Annotated in this window: 23 protein-coding genes and 1 pseudogene; 8 read left to right on the top strand and 16 right to left on the bottom strand. The window is 45.6% G+C overall.

Going from position 1 to position 23,971, the window contains the following annotated elements; genetic code table 11:
- Window positions 1–20 precede the first annotated feature (20 nt).
- The 3 genes from AC50YO_RS13050 to hisA form a co-directional block, all read right to left on the bottom strand.
- A complete protein-coding gene (locus tag AC50YO_RS13050; protein WP_494847436.1) occupies window positions 21–1,175 on the bottom strand; it encodes a serine hydrolase domain-containing protein in 1,155 nt (384 codons plus the stop codon).
- Window positions 1,176–1,441: 266 nt separating this feature from the next.
- Window positions 1,442–2,800 (bottom strand): MFS transporter, encoded by a 1,359-nt coding sequence (locus AC50YO_RS13045; protein ID WP_494847434.1) that lies wholly within the window; start codon window positions 2,798–2,800, stop codon window positions 1,442–1,444.
- 254 nt (window positions 2,801–3,054) lie between these two features.
- Window positions 3,055–3,816 carry a phosphoribosylformimino-5-aminoimidazole carboxamide ribotide isomerase gene (gene hisA, locus AC50YO_RS13040; protein WP_494847432.1) on the bottom strand — a complete coding sequence of 254 codons (762 nt, stop codon included), beginning with the start codon at window positions 3,814–3,816 and terminating at the stop codon, window positions 3,055–3,057.
- A gap of 119 nt (window positions 3,817–3,935) precedes the next feature.
- Between hisA and AC50YO_RS13035 the strand changes: the two genes are divergently transcribed.
- Window positions 3,936–4,691, top strand: a complete 756-nt coding sequence (locus AC50YO_RS13035) for an exodeoxyribonuclease III (RefSeq protein ID WP_494847430.1) — start codon at window positions 3,936–3,938, stop codon at window positions 4,689–4,691.
- Window positions 4,692–4,834: 143 nt separating this feature from the next.
- Here the strand turns inward: AC50YO_RS13035 and murI are convergent, their stop codons facing one another.
- The gene (gene murI / locus AC50YO_RS13030) at window positions 4,835–5,629 is read right to left on the bottom strand and encodes a glutamate racemase (protein WP_494847429.1); all 795 of its coding nucleotides are present in this window, start codon (window positions 5,627–5,629) and stop codon (window positions 4,835–4,837) included.
- A gap of 400 nt (window positions 5,630–6,029) precedes the next feature.
- Here murI and AC50YO_RS13025 point away from each other — a divergent pair, with 400 nt between their 5' ends.
- The 5 genes from AC50YO_RS13025 (at window position 6,030) to AC50YO_RS13005 (ending at window position 12,533) form a co-directional block, all read left to right on the top strand.
- The gene (locus AC50YO_RS13025; protein WP_494847427.1) at window positions 6,030–7,400 is read left to right on the top strand and encodes a dicarboxylate/amino acid:cation symporter; all 1,371 of its coding nucleotides are present in this window, start codon (window positions 6,030–6,032) and stop codon (window positions 7,398–7,400) included.
- 195 nt (window positions 7,401–7,595) lie between these two features.
- Window positions 7,596–9,380, top strand: coding sequence for an ABC transporter ATP-binding protein (locus AC50YO_RS13020; RefSeq protein WP_494847424.1), 1,785 nt, complete (start codon window positions 7,596–7,598; stop codon window positions 9,378–9,380).
- A complete protein-coding gene (locus tag AC50YO_RS13015) occupies window positions 9,377–11,212 on the top strand; it encodes an ABC transporter ATP-binding protein (RefSeq protein WP_494847421.1) in 1,836 nt (611 codons plus the stop codon). Before AC50YO_RS13020 ends, AC50YO_RS13015 begins: the two co-directional genes overlap by 4 nt.
- A 189-nt stretch (window positions 11,213–11,401) precedes the next feature.
- The gene (locus AC50YO_RS13010; RefSeq protein ID WP_494847419.1) at window positions 11,402–12,280 is read left to right on the top strand and encodes a DMT family transporter; all 879 of its coding nucleotides are present in this window, start codon (window positions 11,402–11,404) and stop codon (window positions 12,278–12,280) included.
- A 94-nt stretch (window positions 12,281–12,374) separates the two neighbouring features.
- A complete protein-coding gene (locus tag AC50YO_RS13005) occupies window positions 12,375–12,533 on the top strand; it encodes a hypothetical protein (RefSeq protein ID WP_494847417.1) in 159 nt (52 codons plus the stop codon).
- Between the two features lie 162 nt (window positions 12,534–12,695).
- On the opposite strand, the gene AC50YO_RS13000 is transcribed toward AC50YO_RS13005, so the two are convergent.
- Entirely contained in the window at window positions 12,696–13,085 is a 390-nt protein-coding gene (locus AC50YO_RS13000) for a VOC family protein (RefSeq protein ID WP_494847416.1), read from the bottom strand.
- Between the two features lie 280 nt (window positions 13,086–13,365).
- On the opposite strand from AC50YO_RS13000, the gene AC50YO_RS12995 reads away from it, so the two are divergent.
- Window positions 13,366–13,764 (top strand): SET domain-containing protein, encoded by a 399-nt coding sequence (locus AC50YO_RS12995; RefSeq protein WP_494847574.1) that lies wholly within the window; start codon window positions 13,366–13,368, stop codon window positions 13,762–13,764.
- 63 nt (window positions 13,765–13,827) lie between these two features.
- Here the strand turns inward: AC50YO_RS12995 and AC50YO_RS12990 are convergent, their stop codons facing one another.
- The 9 genes and pseudogenes from AC50YO_RS12990 to AC50YO_RS12950 all read right to left on the bottom strand — a co-directional run bounded on the left by AC50YO_RS12990 (window position 13,828) and on the right by AC50YO_RS12950 (window position 21,404).
- The gene (locus AC50YO_RS12990) at window positions 13,828–14,718 is read right to left on the bottom strand and encodes a serine/threonine protein kinase (RefSeq protein ID WP_494847414.1); all 891 of its coding nucleotides are present in this window, start codon (window positions 14,716–14,718) and stop codon (window positions 13,828–13,830) included.
- Window positions 14,712–15,416, bottom strand: a complete 705-nt coding sequence (locus tag AC50YO_RS12985) for an SDR family oxidoreductase (RefSeq protein WP_494847412.1) — start codon at window positions 15,414–15,416, stop codon at window positions 14,712–14,714. Before AC50YO_RS12985 ends, AC50YO_RS12990 begins: the two co-directional genes overlap by 7 nt.
- A gap of 18 nt (window positions 15,417–15,434) precedes the next feature.
- A complete protein-coding gene (locus tag AC50YO_RS12980) occupies window positions 15,435–15,962 on the bottom strand; it encodes a GNAT family N-acetyltransferase (RefSeq protein WP_494847409.1) in 528 nt (175 codons plus the stop codon).
- 311 nt (window positions 15,963–16,273) lie between these two features.
- Window positions 16,274–17,581: an iron uptake transporter deferrochelatase/peroxidase subunit gene (efeB, locus tag AC50YO_RS12975; RefSeq protein WP_494847408.1), complete on the bottom strand. Its 1,308-nt coding sequence runs from the start codon at window positions 17,579–17,581 to the stop codon at window positions 16,274–16,276.
- 6 nt (window positions 17,582–17,587) lie between these two features.
- Window positions 17,588–17,704, bottom strand: a pseudogene (locus tag AC50YO_RS12970) (iron uptake system protein EfeO); the annotation flags it as partial.
- A gap of 260 nt (window positions 17,705–17,964) precedes the next feature.
- Window positions 17,965–19,359 (bottom strand): phytase, encoded by a 1,395-nt coding sequence (locus tag AC50YO_RS12965; RefSeq protein WP_494847406.1) that lies wholly within the window; start codon window positions 19,357–19,359, stop codon window positions 17,965–17,967.
- Window positions 19,360–19,557: 198 nt separating this feature from the next.
- Window positions 19,558–20,010: an OsmC family protein gene (locus AC50YO_RS12960; RefSeq protein WP_494847404.1), complete on the bottom strand. Its 453-nt coding sequence runs from the start codon at window positions 20,008–20,010 to the stop codon at window positions 19,558–19,560.
- Between the two features lie 126 nt (window positions 20,011–20,136).
- Window positions 20,137–20,616: a DinB family protein gene (locus tag AC50YO_RS12955; RefSeq protein WP_494847402.1), complete on the bottom strand. Its 480-nt coding sequence runs from the start codon at window positions 20,614–20,616 to the stop codon at window positions 20,137–20,139.
- Between the two features lie 326 nt (window positions 20,617–20,942).
- A complete protein-coding gene (locus AC50YO_RS12950; protein ID WP_494847399.1) occupies window positions 20,943–21,404 on the bottom strand; it encodes a hypothetical protein in 462 nt (153 codons plus the stop codon).
- A 322-nt stretch (window positions 21,405–21,726) separates the two neighbouring features.
- On the opposite strand from AC50YO_RS12950, the gene AC50YO_RS12945 reads away from it, so the two are divergent.
- Window positions 21,727–22,155 (top strand): methylglyoxal synthase, encoded by a 429-nt coding sequence (locus tag AC50YO_RS12945; RefSeq protein WP_494847397.1) that lies wholly within the window; start codon window positions 21,727–21,729, stop codon window positions 22,153–22,155.
- Window positions 22,156–22,165: 10 nt separating this feature from the next.
- Here the strand turns inward: AC50YO_RS12945 and AC50YO_RS12940 are convergent, their stop codons facing one another.
- Together AC50YO_RS12940 and AC50YO_RS12935 are read right to left on the bottom strand one after the other, a co-directional pair.
- Window positions 22,166–22,783: a cyclase family protein gene (locus tag AC50YO_RS12940; RefSeq protein WP_494847395.1), complete on the bottom strand. Its 618-nt coding sequence runs from the start codon at window positions 22,781–22,783 to the stop codon at window positions 22,166–22,168.
- Window positions 22,784–23,003: 220 nt separating this feature from the next.
- Window positions 23,004–23,855 (bottom strand): alpha/beta hydrolase family protein, encoded by an 852-nt coding sequence (locus AC50YO_RS12935; protein WP_494847394.1) that lies wholly within the window; start codon window positions 23,853–23,855, stop codon window positions 23,004–23,006.
- Window positions 23,856–23,971: the final 116 nt, after the last annotated feature.

The following is a 23,971-nucleotide window of genomic DNA, read 5'->3' as shown; positions in this document are numbered from 1 at the left end:
ATTCCCTCCTATCACTATTATTAGAGCAAGCCCGACCATACAATGGAGCGCGGCATTAAAACAGACTCCGCCGTGTAGCCGATATTACTTGGAACAAAGAAACTGAATACAAGCTCCTCTGCCGGATCAACATATAAGCCGCAATAGCCAGCACCTTCCGCATTATAAGTTCCTTTGCTGCACAGATCATTATGATCTACCGACCAGCCCAGCCCGAATTGAAAATCTTTAAATTTATTGCCCCATCCATTATAAGGGATCGCGTTCAAACGATTGGAAGTCTGCAGCTCGACTGCCCGCCGTGACAGAATACGGCTTCCTCCCCATTCTCCCTTCCCCAGCATCATTTGTCCGAACTTCCACAAATCATCAAGGGTGGAGTATAATCCGCCTGCGGCGCCTGGCGGCTCATCCTCTTTTCTTGGCTTCTGCGAACGAATTTTTTGATCTTCCTCTTTATTCGTAGAACAGACTTGATCATGGCATGCCTTAGGTACAACAAACGATGTATTAGTCATCCCAAGCGGCTCAAGAATCTCATCCTGAATATATTGTTCATAGGGCTTGCCCGATATCTTCGTTACAATCTCTCCGAGCACCGCATAGCCAGCAGAGGAATAGATCCATTCCTTGCCCGGCATCCGCTGCAATGGTCCAGCTAGTACGTACTTGATCCAGTTGGCATCTCCGCCTTGTTTCTTCTGCTCACCATAGGCTATATTGAACCAAGGCACACTATAGGCCTCCGAGAGAAAACCGCTGTCTCCTCGCAAGCCTGCGGTATGGGTAAGCAATTGGAATACCGTTATTTCCCTGTGCTTATCTGTATTGAATTCTTCTAGAATACTGCTGACCGACTGGGTTAACGCAATCCGTCCCCGATCTATAAGCTGCATAATAGCGACTGCCGTGAAGGCCTTTGTCGTTGATTTGATCTGGCGGATGAAGCCCGGCTTCAGGTCACTGCTGTCTGCCTCTGCACGCTGCTTACCAAGTGTACAGTGAGCGAATACTTTGCCGCCCCGCGAAATGAGATAACCTGCTGCTTGAATCGTTCCCTTGCTAATTAACTCCGCATAATGTTCATCCAGCCTTCGAAGCGTCTGCGTATCATAGCCAACATCCTCCGGCTTCACATCTGTCCAGCCTTCATGTACTGCTAGCGTATTGGGCATGCTCCAACCACCCTCTCTAATATGGACATAATAGATTAATTATTATAATATTTTCCATTGTAAGAGAGCTTAGGTATACCTGTCTATTCTTTTATTTTTTTGTTTTTCATCGTTGAATTTTTGGAGTAACTGCCCAATAATTCACTCTATTTCAATAGAAATAAGAGGATAAAGAACGAATATGCGGTTTGGAAATAAAAAAACAGATCGAGCATGGAATTACTGTCCATAATCGATCTCTTCAGCGGAGTGTCATTCTTATTGCTTCAGCTAGCTGATTTAATTCGAGTACTAGCGAATACGCTCATTGCTATTAATAGAATATGAAAGCTCATCGTTATAACTAATGCATACTGCAGCGACATCCCAGCAGCCTGACACACAACAAGAATGGAGCCGCCTATCCCAATAACAACACCCGGAGTAAAGGAATCAGCGAATTGCAGATTTGCTGAGGTTTTGCCAACCCCTTCTGCCCCTGTGCTAGCAAAAGCCACGACACCACTAATAGGATGTGCCAAACCAATTCCGATTCCCGCTATAATTTGCCCCGTAACAGCTGCGGCAACCGTGACAACGGGTATCCAAAATACGATGCCTATTCCAACCGCAAGCAGCAGCACGCCTAGCATAATTCTTGTATGGCGTCCACGGCCCTGGTCTGCCGAATCCCACCTTCCCTGCAAATAAGCCATGATACACCAACTTAGCGCAGCGCTGGCTACAATTAATCCAGCCTGAGAGGGGCTAATTCCTTTCACCTCTATTAAAGCTAATACCAAGAAATTTTGAGTGCTTGTATAGGCTGCGACGAATAGACCGCGTGTAGCTAGAATAGCGGGCATGCCTCTTCGAAAAGCAAGCGTTCCCTTGGGCAGAAGTTTGCGCAGCGGATAAATCATTAGCACTAAACCAATAATAACTAAAAGAAATCCCATCATTCCGGGCAGCTTGCCAAGACCAACCAGCAGGATGCCGGTGCCGATCGTCAGCAATACAGCCATCCACGCACCAGCAGTGCCCCCTCCCTCTTGAGAAGCACCCTGTGCTTTGAATTTCCTAAAGGTAGGCAAGCTAAGCGCTGCTGATATAATCAGGATCGGCAATATCCCCCAGAAAACAAATCTCCAAGACCATTGATCGGCAATAAGCCCTGCTACGAATGGACCAAGCATAGATGGAAGAACATAAGCGGTGCCGAATGCTCCGAGTATTTTGGCGCGCAGCTCATCGGGGTAGCTTAATGAGATTGCAGTGTACACGCAGGTCATCATTGCGCCGGCACCCAAACCTTGCAGAGCCCGTGCCCCTATCATGGTATACATATCGCCTGCTGTTGCGGCAGCGACCAGCCCCACGATAAACAAAAGAAGGGCAATGGTGAACGGTGCTGCCGGTCCTTTGCGATCAATAATACGACCAACAACCAAGGTGCCAATAATCTGGGCAAGCAGGTAGGTGCTGAATATCCAGCCGAATAGGTCAATTCCGTTCAGATCACTCGCAATGGAAGGAGCTATTGTCGTTACTGACAGTCCCTCGAATCCAACCGCCATGACAGACAATATAATGCCTATCGTCAGTGAGAAATAACGCGGGCTGAAAATGCTTTGATGATTAGACATCTTAACTGACTCCTCCAAACATGATTTTTATGTATACACCATATTTTTTGAATACTTAGTAAACATATTTACTTACAAAGTCAAATCTACCGTCCTCCATTAACTTTGTCAACATTTATATTTATAATGTATAAGAAAAGGAGGGGCTTTTCCAAGCTTTCTGTAACAAACTACAAGGCTAGCGGGCTGGAACAATAAAAAAGCAGGACTTCCGATATCGTCGGAAGCCCTGCTTTTTCCTTTCGCATAATTAACTATTTCACAGTACTGCAATAAGCTACAACTTCCTCATAGGAAAGATTGCCGCCAAAAATATCAAGCGCACTGCCGATTGTGATGTCCAGCTTGCCGCCCGTTAGACGATTGAACAGCGCAAGATCTTCAAACGATCGGGCTCCGCCTGCATAAGTCGTTGGAATAGTTGTCCACTCCGCCAACTGGCTCACAAGACTCTCCAGTATACCCGTTCTTTTGCCTTCTACATCAACGGCATGCACGAGAAACTCGCTGCAATAAGACTCCAGCTCACGCAGATTCGCTTCATTCACCTCGAAGCTGCTGAACGTACGCCACTGATTCGTAACCACATGCCATTTGCCATCCTTCTGCTTGCAGCTAAGATCAATAACGAGCCGCTCTTTGCCAACCTCAGAGACGATTCGCTGCAAGTTGTTCATATCGAGCTCCCCATCCCGGAATATGTAGGAAGTGACGATAACCTGTGATGCCCCTTGCTCCAAATAGTGAGCAGCATTATCGGCATGAATGCCGCCGCCGATCTGCAAGCCGCCCGGATATTCCCTTAGTGCAGATACCGCAGCCTCCTCGTTGCCGCCGCCGAGCATAATGACATGCCCGCCAGTTAGTTTATCCCGTTTGAACATAGAAGCATAATAGGCAGAATCATGCTCTGACACGAAATTCTCAACCACATCCTGCGGATTATGATTCAACGTCTCGCCGACGATCTGTTTCACTTTGCCATTATGCAAGTCAATACACGGTCTGAACTTCATAGAATCTCCTCTTTCTTAATCATCTGTCTATTATTGTAGCAGAAGTTTCCCCTTTCGTTTCATATATTGATGAATTACACTAGTACAAGAAGTCATAGGAAAAGCAAGGAGACAATTCAATGAAACTGGTATCCTGGAATGTGAATGGCCTAAGGGCCTGTGTGAATAAAGGATTCAAAGATTACCTCCTCGCATCGGGAGCAGATCTATTATGTATACAGGAAACGAAGCTGCAAGAAGGCCAGATTAATCTGGAGCTAGGCGAGGAATATGCACACTATTGGAATTACGCCGAGAAGAAGGGCTATTCCGGCACTGCTGTTCTAACCAAAATAAAACCGATATCCGTACGATATGGCATCGAAGAGGATGCTGAATTTGAAGGGCGCATTCTAACCTTGGAGTTCGAGGAGTTCTATCTTGTGAATGTATACACTCCGAATGCGAGGCGCGACCTATCCCGATTAGCCTTCAGACTTGAATGGGAGGAAAGGTTCCGCAGCTATCTTCAGCAGCTCGATTCCTTGAAGCCTGTTATTGTTTGCGGTGATTTGAACGTCGCCCATCAAGAAATCGATCTAAAGAACCCCAAATCCAACCGCGGCAATTCTGGCTTCACCGATGAGGAGCGCGGCAAGATGACGGAGCTATTAGGCAGCGGGTTCATTGATACCTTCAGGCATTTGCATCCCGAGCGAACCGATGCTTATAGCTGGTGGTCTTATATGCCCAAAATAAGAGAGCGGAACGTAGGATGGAGAATTGATTATTTCCTCATCTCAACCAGACTTGAATCCCGGCTGATTGATGCGGACATTGATTCCGGCATTATGGGCAGTGACCATTGCCCCGTAACGCTGATCATTGATCTGTAGCTTCGACCTCATCCTTCCAAGCTAATTATCCTAATTCATAGCCCGTACGAAAATAAACTCAAGTGAGACAATCCCCTTATAAATGTAAAAGAACCTTCAAAGCCACTATGAAAGTGGATTTGAAGGTTCTTTGTTAGCTGCAGTTAAAGCTGTTCTGTATTTAGTAGATCGCCTTCCCGCAGAAGGGCAAGCGCCGTCTTCATTTTCTCAATATAGGCTGGCTCGCCGCCAGAACACATAAAACGTATATTCCCGCTCTCGCCGCCGCTTGCAATGCCATATCGACTCAGCATCGCTGACAATCGTTTGATCGTCCCGACATTGCCATCCACAATCTGAATATGCGGAGGCAGAATATTACGAAGAATTGTTTTGTAGAATGGGTAGTGTGTACAACCAAGCACGATTATTCCATAGTCATCCAAATTAAACGGAGACAGCTTGTCACGGAAGTACTCGCCCATAATTTGCTGATCAAATTGTAAATTCTCACAATAGTATACAAGCTCGGGCAAAGGCAAAGAATCGACGATGCCTGCCTCATCCACTCGGGATACGAGCGCATAATATTTAGGCTGCTGCAGCGTTAATGGCGTAGCAAACACCAATACTCTTTTACCTGTCTGATAGTTCATTTCAACGGCTGGCTTGACGGCTGGCTCCATCCCTATAACTGGGAACGGATAGCGTTCTCTCAGCTCAGTTACAGCGATGCTGGTTGCAGTGTTGCAAGCAACAACCAATGCATCCATACCTTCCTCCGCCATTAACCCTATCGTCTCCATAATGTAGGCCTTCACATCTTCCTTGTCCTTGTTGCCATACGGAACATGAAGCGTATCTGCCATATACAGATAATCCTTGCCTGGCATCCTGCGAAGCGATTCTGCCAGAACGGTAAGCCCACCAATCCCCGAATCAAAAAAACCGATCGTCATTGTTCAAATTCCTATCTTATTATAATAAATAATAAAAACGATATATTCAGCATACTGCTACATGAGGCTATAGGCAATACTATAATTTGGTTATGTCAGCTAACTTCCCTCCTGCACCTTGACCATTGGATAATCTACCCGTTCTTTGGACCTAATGAAACCATTTCTGAAGATATTCTATTATTAAAATGGATATTATTTGATTATTATCCTATATCATACGTCTGATTGGTGCAGGAAGAAATTGTTTTTCTATTTTTTGTAATTATTCCGTATTTTATTTCACATAGTTGTTGACAGTAGATTAGATATGGTGATATATTACGTTCATCATTAAAACACAGTAATCTCATGGGGATTACATTGATTGTAATTATACTTAGATAAGGAGATGTTAATCATGGATAAAACCTTGGTTGATAACAATTTAGTTACGGCTTTACAAGACAACTGGATTACACTGCTCGTATCAGCCGTTATACTCGGCCTGCTCTATTTCATGGCCAAGAAACGCGTCGGCTTCGGAACAAGAGTTATGCTAGCGCTCGGCCTCGGCCTTGGTGCTGGAGTTATTTTCAACAATTTCGAGCTCAAGTTCGAGGGCGTCAGCACAATCGGCTCCATCTACATCAGTCTTATCCGTATGATCGTTATTCCACTAGTATTCGTACTGGTTATCAACAGTATTATATCTATTACTAACTTAGCTTTCCTCAAAAAAATCGGCATAAAAACTGTGGCATGGTTCCTTGGTACGACAGGTGTGGCATCTATTATTGGTTTATTGATCGCCCTAGCCTTCAATCCTGCCGGCAGCTTCGAAGCCACAACGCCTGAAGGATTCGAAGCACGCGAGGTGCCAAGCTTCTTCCAAGTTATTCTTGAGCTAGTTCCATCCAACCCTGTGAATGAGGCCGCTACTGGAAAAGTACTTCCGGTATTGATCTTCGCCCTGTTCATCGCGATTGCAATCGTTAAGGTCGGCTCCAAGAAGCCTGACGCGGTACAACCTGTGAAAGCTTTGTTTGCTTCATTAACCGAAGTGCTGCATCAGGTCGTCAAATTCGTACTTCGCTTCACACCTTATGGTGTTTATGCGCTTATTGCGGTAATGGCTGCAAAATACGGATTCGAGACGTTGAAACCACTCGGTATGCTTATCATTGTCACTTATATCGCCTTGATTCTTCATTTCGTTATTGTGTTCGGCGGTCTTGTATCCTTCGTAGGCAAGCTGAACCCATTGCGTTTCTTCAAGAAGGCATACCCAACGGTTGCCGTAGCCTTCACTACGCGCAGCAGCTATGCTACACTGCCTATTAATCTTGAAGTAATCACCAAGCGTCTGGGGGTATCCCCTAGAATCGCGAGCTTCGTTGCTCCGCTAGGCGCAACGATGAACTTTAATGGCTGCGGCGGTATATGGCCTGCGATCGTTGCTGTATTCATATCCAACGTATACAATGTGCCGCTAAGCGGAACAGACTATGTACTTATCGTACTAGTCAGCATTATTTCTTCTATCGGTGTTGCCGGCGTGCCAGGACCTGCTTCCATCTCGACAACAGTCGTTTTGACTGCTGTAGGTCTTCCACTCGAAGGTATCGCTATGGTCGTTGCAGTTGAAGCCTTGATCGATATGGGCCGTACTGCCGTGAATGCAACAGGAACAACTGTTACAGCCGTGCTTGTAGCTAATTCCGAAGGCGAGCTGGATCGCGAAATCTTTAACAGCGACGAGAATGATGCACTCGAATTAAATCCCGTATAAGGAGATAGCTCCTTCGAATAATTAGAATCCGCAAGCCCTTTAAGGGTTTGCGGATTCTTTTGCGTACATGAAGGATTAAGCCCATGAATGAGATGCTGATTTCCATTTGCTACAAAAAACGAGAATATACAACTACATACCTTTTTGAGATAATTAAATATATTTGTCATTAATTACATAGGAGGGGTGGCAGGCTTGTATCTTAAAGACGATGCACCACGCACAGCAAACGCATCCGCTATTTTAATGAAAATGCTGCGATGGGCAAAAAAGTATTGGTTGGCTTATGTGGGGATCAGCAGTATTGTACTAGTCGCCTCACTCATTCCCGTTGGATGGGCTGAAGCGATGCGTCGGCTATTCGATGCAACGAGCAAGCTGGATATGAATGGCCTTGGGAACGCCGCGATATGGTTCGGTGTCTTGCTTATCGTTGAAATCTCAATTTCACTAGTAAGAAGACTGCTCATGCAGCGTTTGTCCAACCGAACTGCGCTTGACCTTCAAAGCGAAGTGCTAAGCGGCCTTTTTGTCATGTCCTTAATACGCTATACGAAGTGGCATACAGGCGACAAGCTGCAGCGATTGAATGAATCAGCTGTGCTCTCACAGGAAGGCATTAATCAGAAGATTCCTGAGCTGGTCCAAAACGTATTGTCTATCCTTTTTCTATTCGCATATCTCTCCGTCTTGTCATGGGAGCTAATGGTCGGCGCTTTAGCGGTTGCTTTATTAATGCCATTACTGAGCAATGGCTTAAGCAAGCCTATCCGTATATGGCAAGGAAAGACGAATGAAGCCCAAGCACAGACAGATATTATGCTGCTTGATCAATTACAAGGTGCAGAGGTCGTTCGAAGCTTCGGCCTGCGTGATTCCTTCAACAAGGTATGGCGTGGTCATGTGGACACAACGCGTCGCCTCTGGCTGCGGACCGAAATGTTTCGAGTCATTACCAATTGGGCGATCTTTATTGGATTCTGGTTAGGGCAGCTCTATATTTTTGGCATGGGAGCCTGGCTCGTATCGAATGGGCAGCTGCAAATCGGGGTCATCGCTGCTTTCTTCCTCTCTTATGAACGAATCGTCTTCCCTATCGCTCAATTAGTGAACACTTGGGCGAAGGTGCAGGATGCCATCGCACATGCAGGCCGAGTCTTCGATATGGTCGATCCTACCGTTGAACCAGCAGTGAGCCCTTCTGGGAGAACGGCATTGCCTGCTAACGGTGATATTAAGATGGATAATGTCTCGTTCTCCTATAACAGCGACCAGGCCCCTGTTGTAAGGAGCTTTTCAGCCACGTTCCTTCAAGGACGTATGACCGCTATCGTCGGTCCAAGCGGCGGGGGGAAAAGCACTTTGCTCAAGCTGGTGCTCGGGCTATATCCACTGAGCTCAGGAACGCTTCAGTATGGCGATATTCCGCTGGATGACAAGGTACTGGAAGCTTGGCGAATGCGTACCGCTTACGTTCCTCAGGACGCCGCCTTATTTGACGCTACGGCAATGGATAATATTCGGATCGGCCGTCTGGATGCCAGCGATGAAGAAGTAATGGAAGCAGCACGGCTAGCCAATGCACATCATTTCATAACAGCGCTCCCTGACGGCTACAGCACCCGCTTAGGGGAACGTGGACTGCGGCTATCGGGTGGCGAGAGACAGCGGCTCGCATTAGCAAGAGCCTACGTCCGCAATCCCCAAGTATTGCTGCTGGATGAGCCTACTTCAGCGCTCGACGGCCTTAACGAACGGCTTATGCAGGATGCGCTGCAATCCATCATGAAAGAGAGGACTGTTCTTGTCGTGGCTCATCGTTTGTCGACTGTCCGTGATGCAGATTGCATCTTGTATGTGGAAGACGGCATGGTCATCGAATCCGGCACCCATGATGAACTAATTCAACAGAATGGTCGCTATGCCGCCCTGGTGCAAGCTGGAGAATGGGCTGATCAGCGTGAAAGGAGTGCCTCATGACGAATAATTCTCGCACAAGTATTCCTTCTACTCCCCTCTTGGGAGATATCTTATCTTATTTGTGGACTAAACTAGGCAATAAAAGGCTTCTATTCATTGTTGCTGCCGTTCTCTGCCTTAGTGAAAGCATCATTATGCTGATTATGCCTTATGCCATGGAGGTTTATTTCAATCATCTGGAGGCACGCGATTTATTGTATATTCGCTGGATGCTGATTGTTATTGGGACGATTACAATTGTGCTTGCCGGACTGGGCATCCTTGGCTACTACCTGAAGCAAGACACTAGGAGCGCCTTACATCGAGAGGTTACTCTGGAGCTTGCCGATGATGCACAACGCCTGCCGCTTCAGCGAATTCAAGCCTCTCATTCTGCCGATTTGGTTCAGCGAATTCAACATAATTCGGAGAGAACCTCGCAATTGATTACCATCATTATTGATGGGATGGGCGGACAAATCTTCATGCTCATCCTGGCATCTATCTATATGCTCACCGTCCAATGGCAGGTGGCCTTAGGCATTCTAATCTGCATGCCGCTATGCTTGCTAGGCAGCCATCTCATGCGTATGCGCTTACGCAAAATTGGCCGAGAGGTCTCTGAACAAGAGGCAATCTTGCGTCAATGCCAACAAGATGCCCTGCAAGCTATGGAGACCATTCGTGCCTTTGGAGCAGAAAATTGGATGCACAAGCAATTCGTTCAGCATAGAATCAGATTGAACAAGCTGTATATGCGCCGCGCATGGAATCAGCAGTTTGTGAACGTGATCACCACCTCGCTTACTCAGCTGATTAACTGGGGAGCCATCCTGATCATTGCATGGCTTGCTATACAGGGAAAGCTTCAGATTGGCGCTGTTATGGCGTTTTTCCTTCTTATTTGGAGAGTCTACAACCCCCTGCTCAAAATTGGCGAGCTATGGGGACAGGTACAAGAAATATTGGGTGCTGCGGCACGTGTCGCCACCTTGCAAACGGCAGAAAAAGAACCTTGGACCCCTGCCCCTCCCTCCTACTCGAATGAAAGCGAAGCTATCGCTCTAAGCTGGCAGCAGGTAGCGTTTCACTATAAGGAGAGGTCCGGCCTGCAGCATGCTGATCACTCTGACAATAATCTGCTCATGCAGAACGAATCCAGGCAGCTGCTTCAGCAATTCAGCCTGACATTAAATAAAGGCTCGTTCACCGCTATCGTAGGGCCGAGCGGCTCTGGCAAATCAACAGTAGCCAAATTAGGCGCAGGCTTATTATTCCCGGAGGAAGGCTTCATCCACATTCAAGGCTCCCTCCCTCAAGAGAATGCCGAATTCGCGAGGCAATTCATCGCGTATGTTCCACAAACACCACATCTGTTCACTGGCTCCATTCGGGACAATCTTCTCAAGAGTTGTCCGGATGCAACGGAGGCCGATGTCATTAGCGCCGCCAAAGCGGCACAGGCTCATGATTTCATCCTGTCATTTCCTGAAGGCTACGACACCATTCTATCCGAGCATGGCAACTCGCTAAGCGGAGGGCAGAAGCAGCGAATCGCTATAGCGCGCGCCCTATTAGCAGATCGCCCTATATGGATTTTGGACGAAGCTACCTCCGCACTTGATCAGGACACGGAGCGGAAGGTGATGGAGGCGATTCTCACACGCACAATTAAGCGAGGGGGAACCCTGCTTGTTATCGCTCATCGTCTCACTACAGTGCAAGAAGCCGATACGATTCTCGCTATGGAGAACGGCGTTATAAGAGAGCAAGGCACACATCCGCAGTTAATTGATGTCCAAGACGGCTTGTACCGCAAGCTGTGGGAACAAATGAACGGCCTTAGTGCATAAATAGAAAAAACGTCCAGAGCCTCTATCATTAGAGCTCTGGACGTTTTTATTTCAAACTCCTCTTGCCTTTACTTGGAAATGTCTACCCTGCCAGCCTCACATTCCATCCATACGCAATTGCAAGGCTTGCGCTCCTATAGTAGTATTACATCGGAAGTTTAATCTATCTGTATAGGGGACCGCACAACTATGAACCGCATCTTCAAGCCACTCTTATCCTATGAACTGCTCTATATTATCGGTATTATTGCCATTTCCTTTTCCTCGATCTTTGTTCGCTGGTCCAGCGCAGACGTTGCTGTAATTGCGATGTATAGGCTGTATCTTACTAATCTGCTCATGCTGCCATTCGTCTGGAAATATCGACAGGATCTATTCCACCTAACCGCCAAGCAATGGCGATTACTAGCAGCATCAGGCGTTATGCTAGGCTTGCATTTTTTGCTGTGGATGGCTTCCTTGCAGTTAACGACTGTCGCCAGCTCTACCGTTATCCTGACGCTTGAGCCTGTCATGGTTATGCTAGGCTCCTATTTGTTATTTCGTGTAAAAGCAAATCGCTTCATGCTGCTCGGTATGGTAATCGCCATGATTGGCTCTGTCATTATTGGCTCCGGCGACTTTAAGCTCTCGCAAGAAGCGCTCCTCGGAGATATTCTATCCTTCTTGGGAGCTGCCGCTGTAGCCGTACATATGCTGATCGGCAAGCAGCTTCGCAAGGATATAAGCGCCTTCGCCTATAACTTCTGGGTATTCGCGATTGCCGCCACAGCGCTGGCTTGCTACAATATCGTCCGCGGCAATTCTTTTACCGGCTACAGTGCGAATGAATGGGGAATCTTCCTGCTGCTCGCGATCGTCCCGACACTATTCGGGCATTACTTATTCAACTGGCTGCTGAAGTATATGAATGCCACCTCAGTCTCCATGGCAGTACTAGGCGAACCTGTCATTGCCTCGCTATTAGCCTGGATGCTCTTGAAGGAGGCTCTAACGGGCTACCAATTATTCGCCGGATTATTAATTATATTCGGGGTATGGCTATTCCTTCGCCATGGGAAGGAATAGCTGTCCATAACACGCTGTATGCATAAAAAATACAAGGATTAGGAAAAACAATAGGGACGTGATCAACCATCATCATCCGGGAGGTGTAATACGAATGGCAGGAAGAAATAACAAACCGGATAACGATGGACCTTCCAGCAGTCCCGACCGGCTAGATCAATATGGCGATAAGCTGGCTTCCCGCAACGAGGAGGAATTCCGCTCCGCTGCCGATGAAGCCTGCGAGTCCTCAGACCAAACCTCACAGCAGTAATTCCTTTCCATGTGAATAGAATTAACCGAGCTTAATGGATCTTTGAAGCTAACCCCTTAGAATAGATATCGGAGCCTTCCACAGGCCGATGATGTTCTAGGGGGATTTTAATTGGGGATGGTACAGGTACCGATCCGATACGCTATAGAAATCCTGTCCTTGCTAATCGGCATAAATAGAGTGAATGTTGCCTTCGGGATCAGCGAAGAAGCCCGTCGTCTGCCCCCATGGCATGATCACAGGCGCTTTTATCGGGGTAGCCCCTTTAGCTACAATAGTTTCATAGGTGCTGTGAACCTCTTCTGATGAATCACACGGGAAGCATAACTCGAATGCTTGACCCTTGCGCTCCTCTGCGTAGGAATAATGACCGTCCGTATTTAGAGCCATCAACGGCTTGGCACATAGGGAAAAACGAACTCCAGTATTCTCAAATTCCACATACTCCTCCGATTCTACTATCGTCTTGAACCCCAACACGTCACGATAAAATCGGGCCAATTGTGCTACATCATTCGCAAGCACTGTAATTACTGTTATCTGCGCTTTCATATTCACACTCCTCTTCCATGTATTCTCTATACTAGCAATCTCGTTATCAGGAAGTAAAGCTAGAATCTCGCCCATTGAAAAAGCACTCAGCCTTCTTGCCCTCGGAGTGGCATTACCTTCCGCGGTCCCCCATTATGGCCTTTGTCTCATTTGGAATATTTTTTCTGTATATTGCCATATTAGTTGAGGTGAGTTACACTTAATTACCTTAATCCTTTTTTCGAAAAACACACGGGGTACGATAAGTATTCCTAGACTAAAGAACGCGTAGGTGACTAATATGATCGAGATCAAGACTTCTAAGCTAAGCGATGGAGAGTTCAATAGAGGGGTATTTGCAAAGCAGGATATAGCCAAGGGCGATCTGATTCATGAAGCACCGGTTATTCCTTACCCTAATGAGGAACATGTTCATATAGAAAAAACATTGCTTGCTGATTACATGTTCGAGTATGGCGCTAATCACACAGCTCTCTTGTTAGGATACGGCATGCTGTTCAACCACTCCTATACCCCTAATGCGGATTACGAGCTTAACTTTGACAATCATACGGTTGATTTCTTCGCATTCACAGATATTAAGGCAGGCGAAGAAATTCTGATCAATTACAACGGCGACGTAGATTGTGAAGACCCGCTATGGTTCAATGAGAAAGATAAAGAAGCAGACAAAGAATAATCATTCACAGCCAAAAGAGAGAGTAGATCACAATGGATCTACTCTCTCTTTTTATATGGACTATTAATCTGCTAACATATCCGCATCAAGCTGTCTTGCTGCATCCCACGCTTTTGTAAATTCAGCTATACTGCCATACCTCAACGCCCGCTCCTCACTTACAGCACGCAGCGCTACATTATACAAAGCCCTTCCCGCCTCCCACTTAGCGTAAGAGCGGTCTTGCTCCCCACCCAATAATCCAAAAGCGATAGCCCCCATTGTAAAGACATTGGTCTGCGTATCTATAGGAGCGCCTAGCAGGTATTCTTCAGGAGACTTCATTCTACTAGAGCCCCAGAAGCTCTCCCCTACTTCATTAACGGACGATCCCTTCCTATAAAAGTCGATATCACAAATTTTCGTTCGATCATTAACAAAATCATAAAGGATGCTCCCGTCATAGAAATCAACAGCGACATACCCTTGCGACTCCATATGCTCATGAAAAGAAAATAGGCATTCTAAAGACGCCAATCTTTTGTCTACCGACAATTGCCGGTACCGATAATAAGGCGAATCAGGATGCTCATATTTCGCCGGAGGGGGAAACGACCAGTGAGGATGCAGGCATTCCGCTTCGAACCATTCAAACACAGCTGCATAACCATTCTCTAGAGGAAAATGATCAAGCAGCTTAATCAGATGAGGATGCTCTAACGCCGTATATATGGGTATTGCCTGTATGAGACGCCTAATCGCGTCTTGCGGACAGCCTGAGAATTCAAGCGGTCTTGCTCCCGCATACTTAACGAATATTCGCTTGCCTTCCTTCTCCACCCCGAAGCTGAGATTGCCGGAATCTTGTTGATCAAATACACAGAACACTTTTCCCAGTCGAGCTAACCATTCAAATTCATGCGGCTCTTGAAGCGAAAAGATAGCTTTTCCTAGTGTAATCGTCGTTTTTACCACGGCAGTTCCTCCACTAATGGCTGTACATAGCTTCCTGTGCTTGTCATATCAGCTTCCTTCACCCACTCATAAATATGCTCGGCTGCCAGCTCAGGATCGGTATCCGCATCCGTGGAACCGCCTCTAGTCAATAATTGACCGGGATGAATAGCACAGACTGCAATCTCTGACTGCTGCAATTCCTGACTCAAGCAGATAGTGAACATATTTTGGGCAGCTTTGGCCATTCGATAGGAATAAGAAAACTGACGATCTAGAAATTCCCCAGCCGCCATCTTGCTCAAGGAGCCTAATCTGGAGGATATATTAATGATTTTTGGATGATTGGACGCACGAAGGAAAGGAAGACAGGCCTGCACAGTTCGGATAGGACCCAAGCAATGGACATTAAAAAGATGATTAACCTCCTCAGTCCTAACGGTTTCAATCAGATACTCCTGCCCCGATACACCTGCATTATTAATCAAAATATCTAATGCAGCGGTATGCTGTCTAATGACGGAGACTATGCGCTCTTTGGCATCCTCCTTCGTTAGATCAGCCACAATAGGATAGCAATGATCAAATTGATCGGCCAGCCGCTTCGCCGCCTCCTCCGATCGGACTAACGGGAAGGTTCTATTATTTCTGCGTGAATAGATTCTCACCAATTCATAACCGAGGCCCCGGCTGGCGCCTGTGACAAGAACATTCTCCATCGTTATCACATTCTCCCTCTATAGCTTTTTCAGCATATGGATGTCCTCTGGTTCCTTCTCGAACAACTCTTGATCCACCTCACGTGTCACAGCGCCTCCACAATTCAAATAGAATTGGACAGCAGACTCGGTCTCCGTTGAAGAAATATATAGGTAGGCCGCTCCTTTTTCTCGAGCCACTATGCTTAATTCACTCATGATCCGGCTTCCGATGCCTTGTCTTCTATACCCTTGAGAGACATACATCAGATCAACTTGCAGCTGATTCTTCTCAGTCCCCCTGAATTGATGCCCTAATACACCAAAGCCGACCAACCTCTCCTGATCGAATGCTCCGAAGGCTGTCCCGCCTCGTTCCAGCTCATATTGAAATCGCTCAATCAGCTCGGCATATTGTCCTTCATCCCAATTCGGGCATTCATGTCCGGCTCTCGTCTCTGTCAATATACCGTCCCTGCATGTATAAATAGAGCCTATAATTTCCGTACGATCGATCTCTCTGATCTTTATTGCCTCGTCTAGTCTTAGTTGTCTTATTGCAATCACGTCTATTACCTCTTCCTATTGTTCTTTAACATTATTATTGTGAATAGTCGCTGCTTCTATCATGATTTTAATATATTTTCAAAATATTGTATATTCCAATTCGAGTATTGAAATTGATATAAAAATAGACTGTAACAGAATAGACTACCCTTCCAAGGATAGTTCTGTTACAGCCTTATAGCATGCGTATTAGCTAATGCCGCACATTATTCTGACTCTGCCAGCTTCCCTGCCGCAGCAGCTTCACTCAGCCTTCCCCATCATATCTTCCGAGTATAAATGACAGGGCAGCGAGCTGGGCTAGTGTGTAACTAGAACAGCGTATCGCCAATATAGCCGCCTTCTTTCACACCCGGAAAGCAAGCAAATAGCGCACTGCCATTATGGACGATATATTCATTCAGCAGATCACTCTGCCCAAGTCTCTGCTGCATAGGAATGAACTGCTTGCGTGAATCGCGATTGAAGCAGATGAACAACAGGCCCGCATCTAGTTGTCCTGTCTTTCTATCCAAGCCGCTGGAATACGAATATGAACGACGCAATATTTGAATCGATCCGTCTCCTTTAGCTATGCTTACATGTGCTCTTGCCGGAATGACGAGCTTGCCTTCCTCATCCTTCTTATTTACATCATATTCATCGAACTCATTCATACTGCCAAGCGGTGCGCCAGTATCCCGATGCCGACCGAATGTGGTCTCTTGATCCTTCAGCGTAGATCGATCCCATGCTTCGACCTTAATTCGAATACGGCGAACGACCATATAGCTGCCTCCAGCCATCCATGGCGCTCCGTCAGCAGCTTGTGCCCACACCGTCTTATTCATTTCGTTCTCATCCGCCGGATCGGGATTAATTGTCCCATCCTTAAAGCCCATTAGATTACGCGGAGTCCCTCCGGTTGGATCAGCGGCTGATGTCCGCTGAAAGCCCTCTTGGGTCCAGCGCAGAACAGCCTTGCCTGTAGCAATCCGAGTCAGGTTGCGAATCGCATGAAAGGCGACCTGCATATCATCGGCATTAACCTGTACACCAATATCGCCATCACACCATTCCTCTTGCAGCTCATCGCCGCCAAAAGCCGGAAGCCACACAAGCGCATCGGGTTTTTGGGCCGCCAACCCAAAGCGATCATCGAACATGGAAGGACCAACGCCGAATGTAAACGTTAATCGAGATGAGGATAAGCCTGTTGCCTCACCTGTATCTGACGGAGGCAAATTCTCGCTATCCCCTATATCACCGATTCTCTCTCCCTTGGTCATTGCCGCAGCAGCGGCAGTCCAAGCTTGGAAGAGCTTACGCACATCAGCTGCATCAGACAAAGTCAGATCAAAGGCTGCAAAAAGGATGTGATTCTGCGGTCGAGTCGTAATTCCCGCTTGATATTTGCCGTAAAAAGGAATGTCTTCCGAATTCGCACTAATCTTAGCATCAACGCCAGCCAGTGAATTCGAAGCGATCTTGTTAACGATTATTCCGCCAACGCCTGCAGCGCCAAAAAACAACCCAGCTCCGCCAATACCCGCTAGCTTAAGCATATCTCTACGGCTAATTGACTTCCCTGCTTCACCAGCGGCCTCATTCTTCAGCGTTTGCTCATCATCCTTATTCATAATGCTCTACACTCCCAGAATCATGCCCATTTGCGATAGCGGCTCTGCTAACGCATCGAACAATTGGCTCAGCTTCTTCGTATCTTCTTCTTTCAGCTCCAAGTAAGATACATACCCATTGCCAGCCTCCTTGCTCGAAGCGTTCGCACATCCAGTAAAAATAAATGTGCCTGCCGTAATCAAGATCAGCGCCTTTTGTTTCACTGTATAATTTCCCCTTGTATATCAAATGGATTTATTTCACTACTAAAACGAAGTATATTCCCCATTTATAAATATTGTCAATTACTCCTTATACAAATATTTTTCCCAATTTTGGCATGCAAAAAGGGATTGCCACCTTAACTGGCGGCAACCCCTTTTACTCATACAAGCTGATTCTATTAATGGACGATTCGTGCTATAAGATTACGGGGATTCACCTCATTGTCCCTATATAAAAGTGTCTGTGCACCTGAGGCTATCCGCTCCCAAGGTACAATCTTGAAATTCTGATTAAGCTCCTTGTTGCCTGCCATATTGGAATCATCTTGTGCGACGAAGATGCCATAAGGATACTCCTCGCCCAATCCAAAGCTCATCACATCAATTCCGTCTGTTACGGAAGTGCCGTCAATCTTGCCCCTGCTTTCGATGGTAAAGTTCGTCATGTATGGATTATCGCCTTCACGATCATATATCGCATAGCTGTCATTGCCTTGACTCGAAGCGATCAGATAACCACGGCCGTCTGCAGCATAATACAACGTGAGTCCCTCTATATCATCCTGCAGCCTGCGCCCATCTGCAACGTCCACTGTAGCTAGAGGCTTCAAACTGCCATCTGCTTCCGCATCGTATTTATAAATAGCATAATCCTCCTCCGCAATATACATCAAGCCATATTCATCATCAGCTACTAGACCCTCTGACTGCGTTGGCAATTTAAACTCTCTTACCAGCTTGCCATCAATTTTGCCTTTTCCATTATCGGATAGCTCGTATTGCTCGAACTCTCCTTCTTTCCCGAGTACAAGAGCATAGAATTTGTCTGCCTTCAAGCTGTGATAGAGGCTAAAGCCATAGACCTCCTCCATCTTTGCTTTGATTGGCTTAGCAACGGCATCGTTCAATTGACCAGTTGCGCCATTGATGACAAATACATCAATCGTATTATTGCTTCGATTGGTCGCAGCTACAATATCTACTTTATCGTTGCCAAGCGGGAAGTTATACCTCACATCTATATTATTCATTTTTCCGAACTTATAATTCTGGAGCTCATTCCCTTGCAGATCGTAAACGAGAACCCCTCCGCCCTTATTTGTCGCGACAAGCTTGGAATTGGCTGGATTAACAGGGTCTACCCAGATCGCAGGATCATCAGCAGCGTCCTCGCCATCTTCTACAGCATCTGTCTCAGCCTTAGCTGTGACCGCGTAGGTAGGAACCTTATCGGCAGCGCTCGGAAATTTGGCATTCTCTTTTAATATGCTCTGAAGCAGCTCAGAAGGGACGTACATTTTATTATTCACCAGCTTCACTTCTGCTGCCAACTCCCCTCTTTTACCCGCCAACCGATATTCCTTCTCTCCTACAGTAAAGGTTCCTGCCAGACCGTTCTTTAATTTCACTAAAGCCGATTGATCATCGCTATCCCAAGTGATAGTTGCATGGATTCGATCCATTTGGATCCGTAATGGTTCATAGCCCGCAACAGCTGCACTAGCCGCCATCATTGAACCGGTCGGTAATAGAATACTTACTGATAATAAGATTGCCAATGCTTTCTTTTTCATATTGACGTATTCCTTCCTCATTGTATGGATGAATGATTTGAGAATAACTATAGAGCAATAGTGTTCCGAGATTATCATCAAATTATAAATAAATGGTAAATCTCCATCCTATATCACGCAAAAAAAGACTAAAGGCTCCTTCCAAAGGAATCTTCAGTCTTTCATTAGCAATTCATATGATGATCCAAGAGAATGATATTATACCGAGCTTTCGATAATGATATTCTCTAGCTTGAGATGAACTGGATTGGCAAGACTATCACCTACAGGGCACTTGCTCTCTAAGAAATGAACAAATTCCTCTACCTTTTCTCTTGGCGAATTGGTCTTAATGCGGAATGAATAGCGAATATCAGAGTAGCCGGGGCGTACGTCAGATTTATTGAAAAAACCGTCAAGATCAATGTCGCCTTCGACCTCTACATAGAAATCATCGAGCTTCACACCGAACTTGGGCGCATAGATTCTAGCGACGATAGATTGGCATGCTCCTAATGATGCAAGTAAAGCCTCAACCGGATTCATCCCCGTATCTGTTCCTCCCAATGAGGTCGGTTCATCAATAATTAACTCAAAATTTCTGGAAGTAGTCTTCACTTTCACCCCATCTTGGAGATGGGCAGTTGCTTTGAACGTTTGAACAGCAGCCATATGATTCACACCCTTATCTCAGTTGTCTCAATCTGCAATATGTAAAACCAACTTTACCACTTGGTGTAATTATATTTAAACTTTCCAAACCTGTCAATTATGAAATAAAATTCATCAGGAAGGCATTTAAAGAATGGAATCTACCTGCTCCTTGTGATGGGCATCATGCTGTATAAACTCTTGAATAATATAAAACAAAGAATAGGGTGTTCCTGTATGCGGACATGACTCTATACCATTAGAGGTTACAGGCTTCAATAGAGCAGCCTCCCCAATCTCAAGAAGAAGCTCGCACAGCTCCGAACGTGTAGAATAAAATTCATTGAGCAGCTGGCTCTTCGTCACGCCTGAATTGGCATAGGCATACGCAAGCTTATTAAAAGGATCAAAGTCGGGAAAGACCATGCCTTCTTCTCTGAGCACAGCCGGAATGGCCTCGCCAATCAAATAACGGTCCCAATTCATAAGATGGGCTATAATCTCGGCAATCGAGGCCTTGCCTTCTGAGATAGGCTTAACCCAGATTGAATCATCTACCTCAACTAAACTATTAGCCCATCTTGTTAGCGCAGAATAACACCCAATTACCGCCGTCACATCTGACATATACATTCCTCTTTTCCAAATAATAGATTAATTATATTATAGGAACAAGTGTTCTGTAAATGACATTTTTTCGATTCGCCATCCACCTCTATTACACAACAAAAGACCAGAGTTTCTCATTGAGAAAACTCCGGTCCTCGTTGCGAAATCTATTGCATGCTCTGTGATTATTCAATCACAAGCTTAACGTTCTCATTTAAATTACACGTATAAATTCCATTCCTAGCCAAAGCCTATCAATCTCTCTACAGCTCAACTGTTCCAACGAGCAGATGCTATACAACTCGAAAGAATAGTTTGTACAGCTTCTGTAACGTAAATAGGTATCACTTTACGGTTATTGCTAAGGGCGCTGATGAAATCTTCATTTTTTTATGAGAATCTCCTTTTTCAATTGAAAACAAGGCTGTTCCTATCAGGATATAATCCCCTGGCTTTTCAACTCGAATTGTCCTTATCCCACTATTAAAGGCTGCGCTGTCCGGATCATAGAATTCCCCTGGTTCCAGCTTATGCTCGATGGCCTCCTCACTTGCAGCAACATTCTCCACAAGCTTGTTATTGCGCTGGTCATAGATTTGTACAGTAATTAACGGAGACATATGAGAAATTCGGATAGAATCATTAGACTTATTCGCCAATTCAGCGAGCAACTCAATATCTTCATTAATACGCAGTGTATCGCCTGTCGCTTTCAACGTTAATTCAAAAGCCTGCCCCCTCGGCATATCGCCAGACTGCGCACATGCTGCAACAAAAATCAACAACAGCAGAATCGCATATTTCATATCTACACCTCCTTGAGTTCAATAAAAAGCTAGTAAACATCGCTTACTTCAATAAAGCTGTATTACATAAGACATCTATTAATTGCATATTTCTTTTACATCATTACCTCCATTCCCTATTATTATTTGAAATTATATCCAATTTACTGACGATAGATTTCGACATCATTCCTCGTTTTACCTTCTTTTTTCGCAACTCATTATAATGTCATATTATATAACATTGATTACAACTAACTCTTTCATTTTCAATGTATATGTTATATTATATAACATATACATTCCAAAGAAGTGTTCAACTTCACAAAAGGAGCCGTCCATCATGAAAATTGCCCTGATCGCCCATGATTCCAAGAAAGACGAAATGGTCAACTTTGTTATTGCTTACAGACATGTATTTGATGCTCACGACATCTACACTACAGGAACGACAGGCTCTCGAATCATGCTTGAAAGCCAAGTCAAAGTAACCCGCTTCAAGTCAGGGCCCCTGGGAGGCGATCAGCAAATAGGCTCCATGGTTGCCTCCAATGAAATAGATCTGGTCATTTTCCTAAGAGATCCACTTGTAGCTCAGCCTCATGAGCCTGATATTACCGCTCTCCTCAGACTATGCGACGTACAATGTATCCCGTTAGCTACCAATATCGCCTCGGCTGAGCTGCTAATCAAATCCATGGAAAGAGCCGACTTCGCTTGGCGCGAAGTGATTAAAGACAAATACAAAGACCTCCCAAAGACAGGCAGCTAATTTTGCGAGATTACTTTACACGTGCTATCACTCGGGCAATGGCAGAGTCTGCTTTGATCGAGACAGGCAAGGCTATAATTTCAAAAGAAGATTCAACGTTCACTAACTGTTCAACATTTGCTAAATTTTCAATAATAAGAATTCTATTTTGAAAAAGCGCTTTATGAATATCGAATGGATAGTTATCCGGCGACGGTGTATCCAGACCAATCAGTTTGACTTGCTTCCTTATCAATAGCTGTGTGAATGCCTCTGTCAATACAGGGTAATCCGTAAAATATTCCGGTTGTCCGAATAGCTTGCTATGTCCGGTATGCACAATTACGATATGCCCCTGTTGAATTAAGGATTCGTAGCTCTCTTTATAATCAATGACGCCTTCTCCAGCCGCATCCAGCACGCAGGCTTCTCCCATGAAGGTTTCCAGCGGAAATTCATCTATATATTCACGACTGTTCGTCAGGTGCATAGGGCCATCAATATGTGTTCCCGAGTGCATATCTATCGCCACACGATAATTATCGTACCCATCCTGCAAAATAGAATTAGTCTGTACGACAATCGTTGCTGTGTCGCCCGGATATACCGGCATTCCATCTGTAATTGTATGCGAAAGGTCAATAATCATCCTTCAAGCTCCTTCGATTCATTATAATCAACGCCTCCATGCCAGCCCTATTCCATATTCGCTCTTGTCTGCATTGTATCATGGTATTTTTATGTATTCTATTCTGATCATTTTATCATCTATACAGAAATATATTATCAGCAAAAAGACTGCCGAGAGCTTGTCTCGACAGTCTATATAGCATTACGATGGCTGTACAAAAACGCTGTGGCAAAAGGGATTAACCCTTGCTAACTGCTCTTATTTCTGTGAAGAAGGATGCTGCAAGCGCAATTGCCTGCTCTAATGAATCTGTTGTTCCTGTAAACGGATGCACAGCGCCAAAGGTATGATTAGCGCCCTCCAGCAGTTCGAACCGCTGCTGTGGAGCAGCCTCCTGCAACCGCTGGAATCCTATCAGAAAACGCTCTGCATCCTGGTCACCCTGAATGAATAAGACAGGTGTTTGCAAAGCAGCCGCCTGCGCAACAATATCAAATCTCGCTCCATTAAGGTCCAGGTCCTCAAAGAATCGCGGTGAGATCGGCATAAGCTGCTTCGTACGGGCATTCTCTACATAACCTATCCCTTCACGGAGAACCTGCTCGCGAAAGGCTTCCCCGAACAGATTGAATACAACGTTGCTGTTCCAAGTGACTACGCCCCGAATCTCAGAATGCTCCGCCGCGAACAAGACACTATTGCTGCCGCCTCGGCTATGGCCGAGAAGGAAAATGGAATCCTTATCGAGCTGCTTGGCAAGAGGAAGCCGTTCCTCCAGTACTGCTGTAAGCAGCCCCTCCAAATCTCGCTGCTCTTGCGAATACGTATTTTCCCCGAAGCGCTCCAGCTCATCGAAATCGTACTCCTTCACGCCATTATGAGAAAAGTTGAACGTAATAACAGCAAATCCTGCATCAGCAAGCCGCTCTGAGGCATACGGAAAGAAGCCCCAATCTTTAAAGCCTTTAAACCCATGGGCAAATAGCAGTACAGGCTTCCGCTGCCCATCCTCTTGTAATCGAATATCGCCTCTAATTGCATTGCCTTCTCCAAGCTCCAACACAAATGTGTGATGTATCCTTTCTCCCATGAAGCATCCACCTTCCTACTTTTATTCCATCCTATCGCTTGCTATTGACTGCCTCTAGTTTAATGTTGTAATCATCATACACTAATACATAGTATATAGGTAGGTTTAGTTGTAAA

Source organism: Paenibacillus sp. J22P59, assembly GCF_059383895.1.
The sequence above is the reverse complement of the archived record's forward strand: the minus strand, read 5'-3'. Positions and strand labels throughout refer to the sequence as shown.

Bases quoted from the DNA above. Each gene is read 5' to 3' on its own strand.
- AC50YO_RS13050 (WP_494847436.1), bottom strand. From the start codon at position 1,175: ATGCCCAATACGCTAGCAGTACATGAAGGCTGGACAGATGTGAAGCCG.
- AC50YO_RS13045 (WP_494847434.1), bottom strand. From the start codon at position 2,800: ATGTCTAATCATCAAAGCATTTTCAGCCCGCGTTATTTCTCACTGACG.
- hisA (WP_494847432.1), bottom strand. From the start codon at position 3,816: ATGAAGTTCAGACCGTGTATTGACTTGCATAATGGCAAAGTGAAACAG.
- AC50YO_RS13035 (WP_494847430.1), top strand. From the start codon at position 3,936: ATGAAACTGGTATCCTGGAATGTGAATGGCCTAAGGGCCTGTGTGAAT.
- murI (WP_494847429.1), bottom strand. From the start codon at position 5,629: ATGACGATCGGTTTTTTTGATTCGGGGATTGGTGGGCTTACCGTTCTG.
- AC50YO_RS13025 (WP_494847427.1), top strand. From the start codon at position 6,030: ATGGATAAAACCTTGGTTGATAACAATTTAGTTACGGCTTTACAAGAC.
- AC50YO_RS13015 (WP_494847421.1), top strand. From the start codon at position 9,377: ATGACGAATAATTCTCGCACAAGTATTCCTTCTACTCCCCTCTTGGGA.
- AC50YO_RS13010 (WP_494847419.1), top strand. From the start codon at position 11,402: ATGAACCGCATCTTCAAGCCACTCTTATCCTATGAACTGCTCTATATT.
- AC50YO_RS13005 (WP_494847417.1), top strand. From the start codon at position 12,375: ATGGCAGGAAGAAATAACAAACCGGATAACGATGGACCTTCCAGCAGT.
- AC50YO_RS13000 (WP_494847416.1), bottom strand. From the start codon at position 13,085: ATGAAAGCGCAGATAACAGTAATTACAGTGCTTGCGAATGATGTAGCA.
- AC50YO_RS12995 (WP_494847574.1), top strand. From the start codon at position 13,366: ATGATCGAGATCAAGACTTCTAAGCTAAGCGATGGAGAGTTCAATAGA.
- AC50YO_RS12985 (WP_494847412.1), bottom strand. From the start codon at position 15,416: ATGGAGAATGTTCTTGTCACAGGCGCCAGCCGGGGCCTCGGTTATGAA.
- efeB (WP_494847408.1), bottom strand. From the start codon at position 17,581: ATGAATAAGGATGATGAGCAAACGCTGAAGAATGAGGCCGCTGGTGAA.
- AC50YO_RS12965 (WP_494847406.1), bottom strand. From the start codon at position 19,359: ATGAAAAAGAAAGCATTGGCAATCTTATTATCAGTAAGTATTCTATTA.
- AC50YO_RS12960 (WP_494847404.1), bottom strand. From the start codon at position 20,010: ATGGCTGCTGTTCAAACGTTCAAAGCAACTGCCCATCTCCAAGATGGG.
- AC50YO_RS12955 (WP_494847402.1), bottom strand. From the start codon at position 20,616: ATGTCAGATGTGACGGCGGTAATTGGGTGTTATTCTGCGCTAACAAGA.
- AC50YO_RS12950 (WP_494847399.1), bottom strand. From the start codon at position 21,404: ATGAAATATGCGATTCTGCTGTTGTTGATTTTTGTTGCAGCATGTGCG.
- AC50YO_RS12945 (WP_494847397.1), top strand. From the start codon at position 21,727: ATGAAAATTGCCCTGATCGCCCATGATTCCAAGAAAGACGAAATGGTC.
- AC50YO_RS12940 (WP_494847395.1), bottom strand. From the start codon at position 22,783: ATGATTATTGACCTTTCGCATACAATTACAGATGGAATGCCGGTATAT.
- AC50YO_RS12935 (WP_494847394.1), bottom strand. From the start codon at position 23,855: ATGGGAGAAAGGATACATCACACATTTGTGTTGGAGCTTGGAGAAGGC.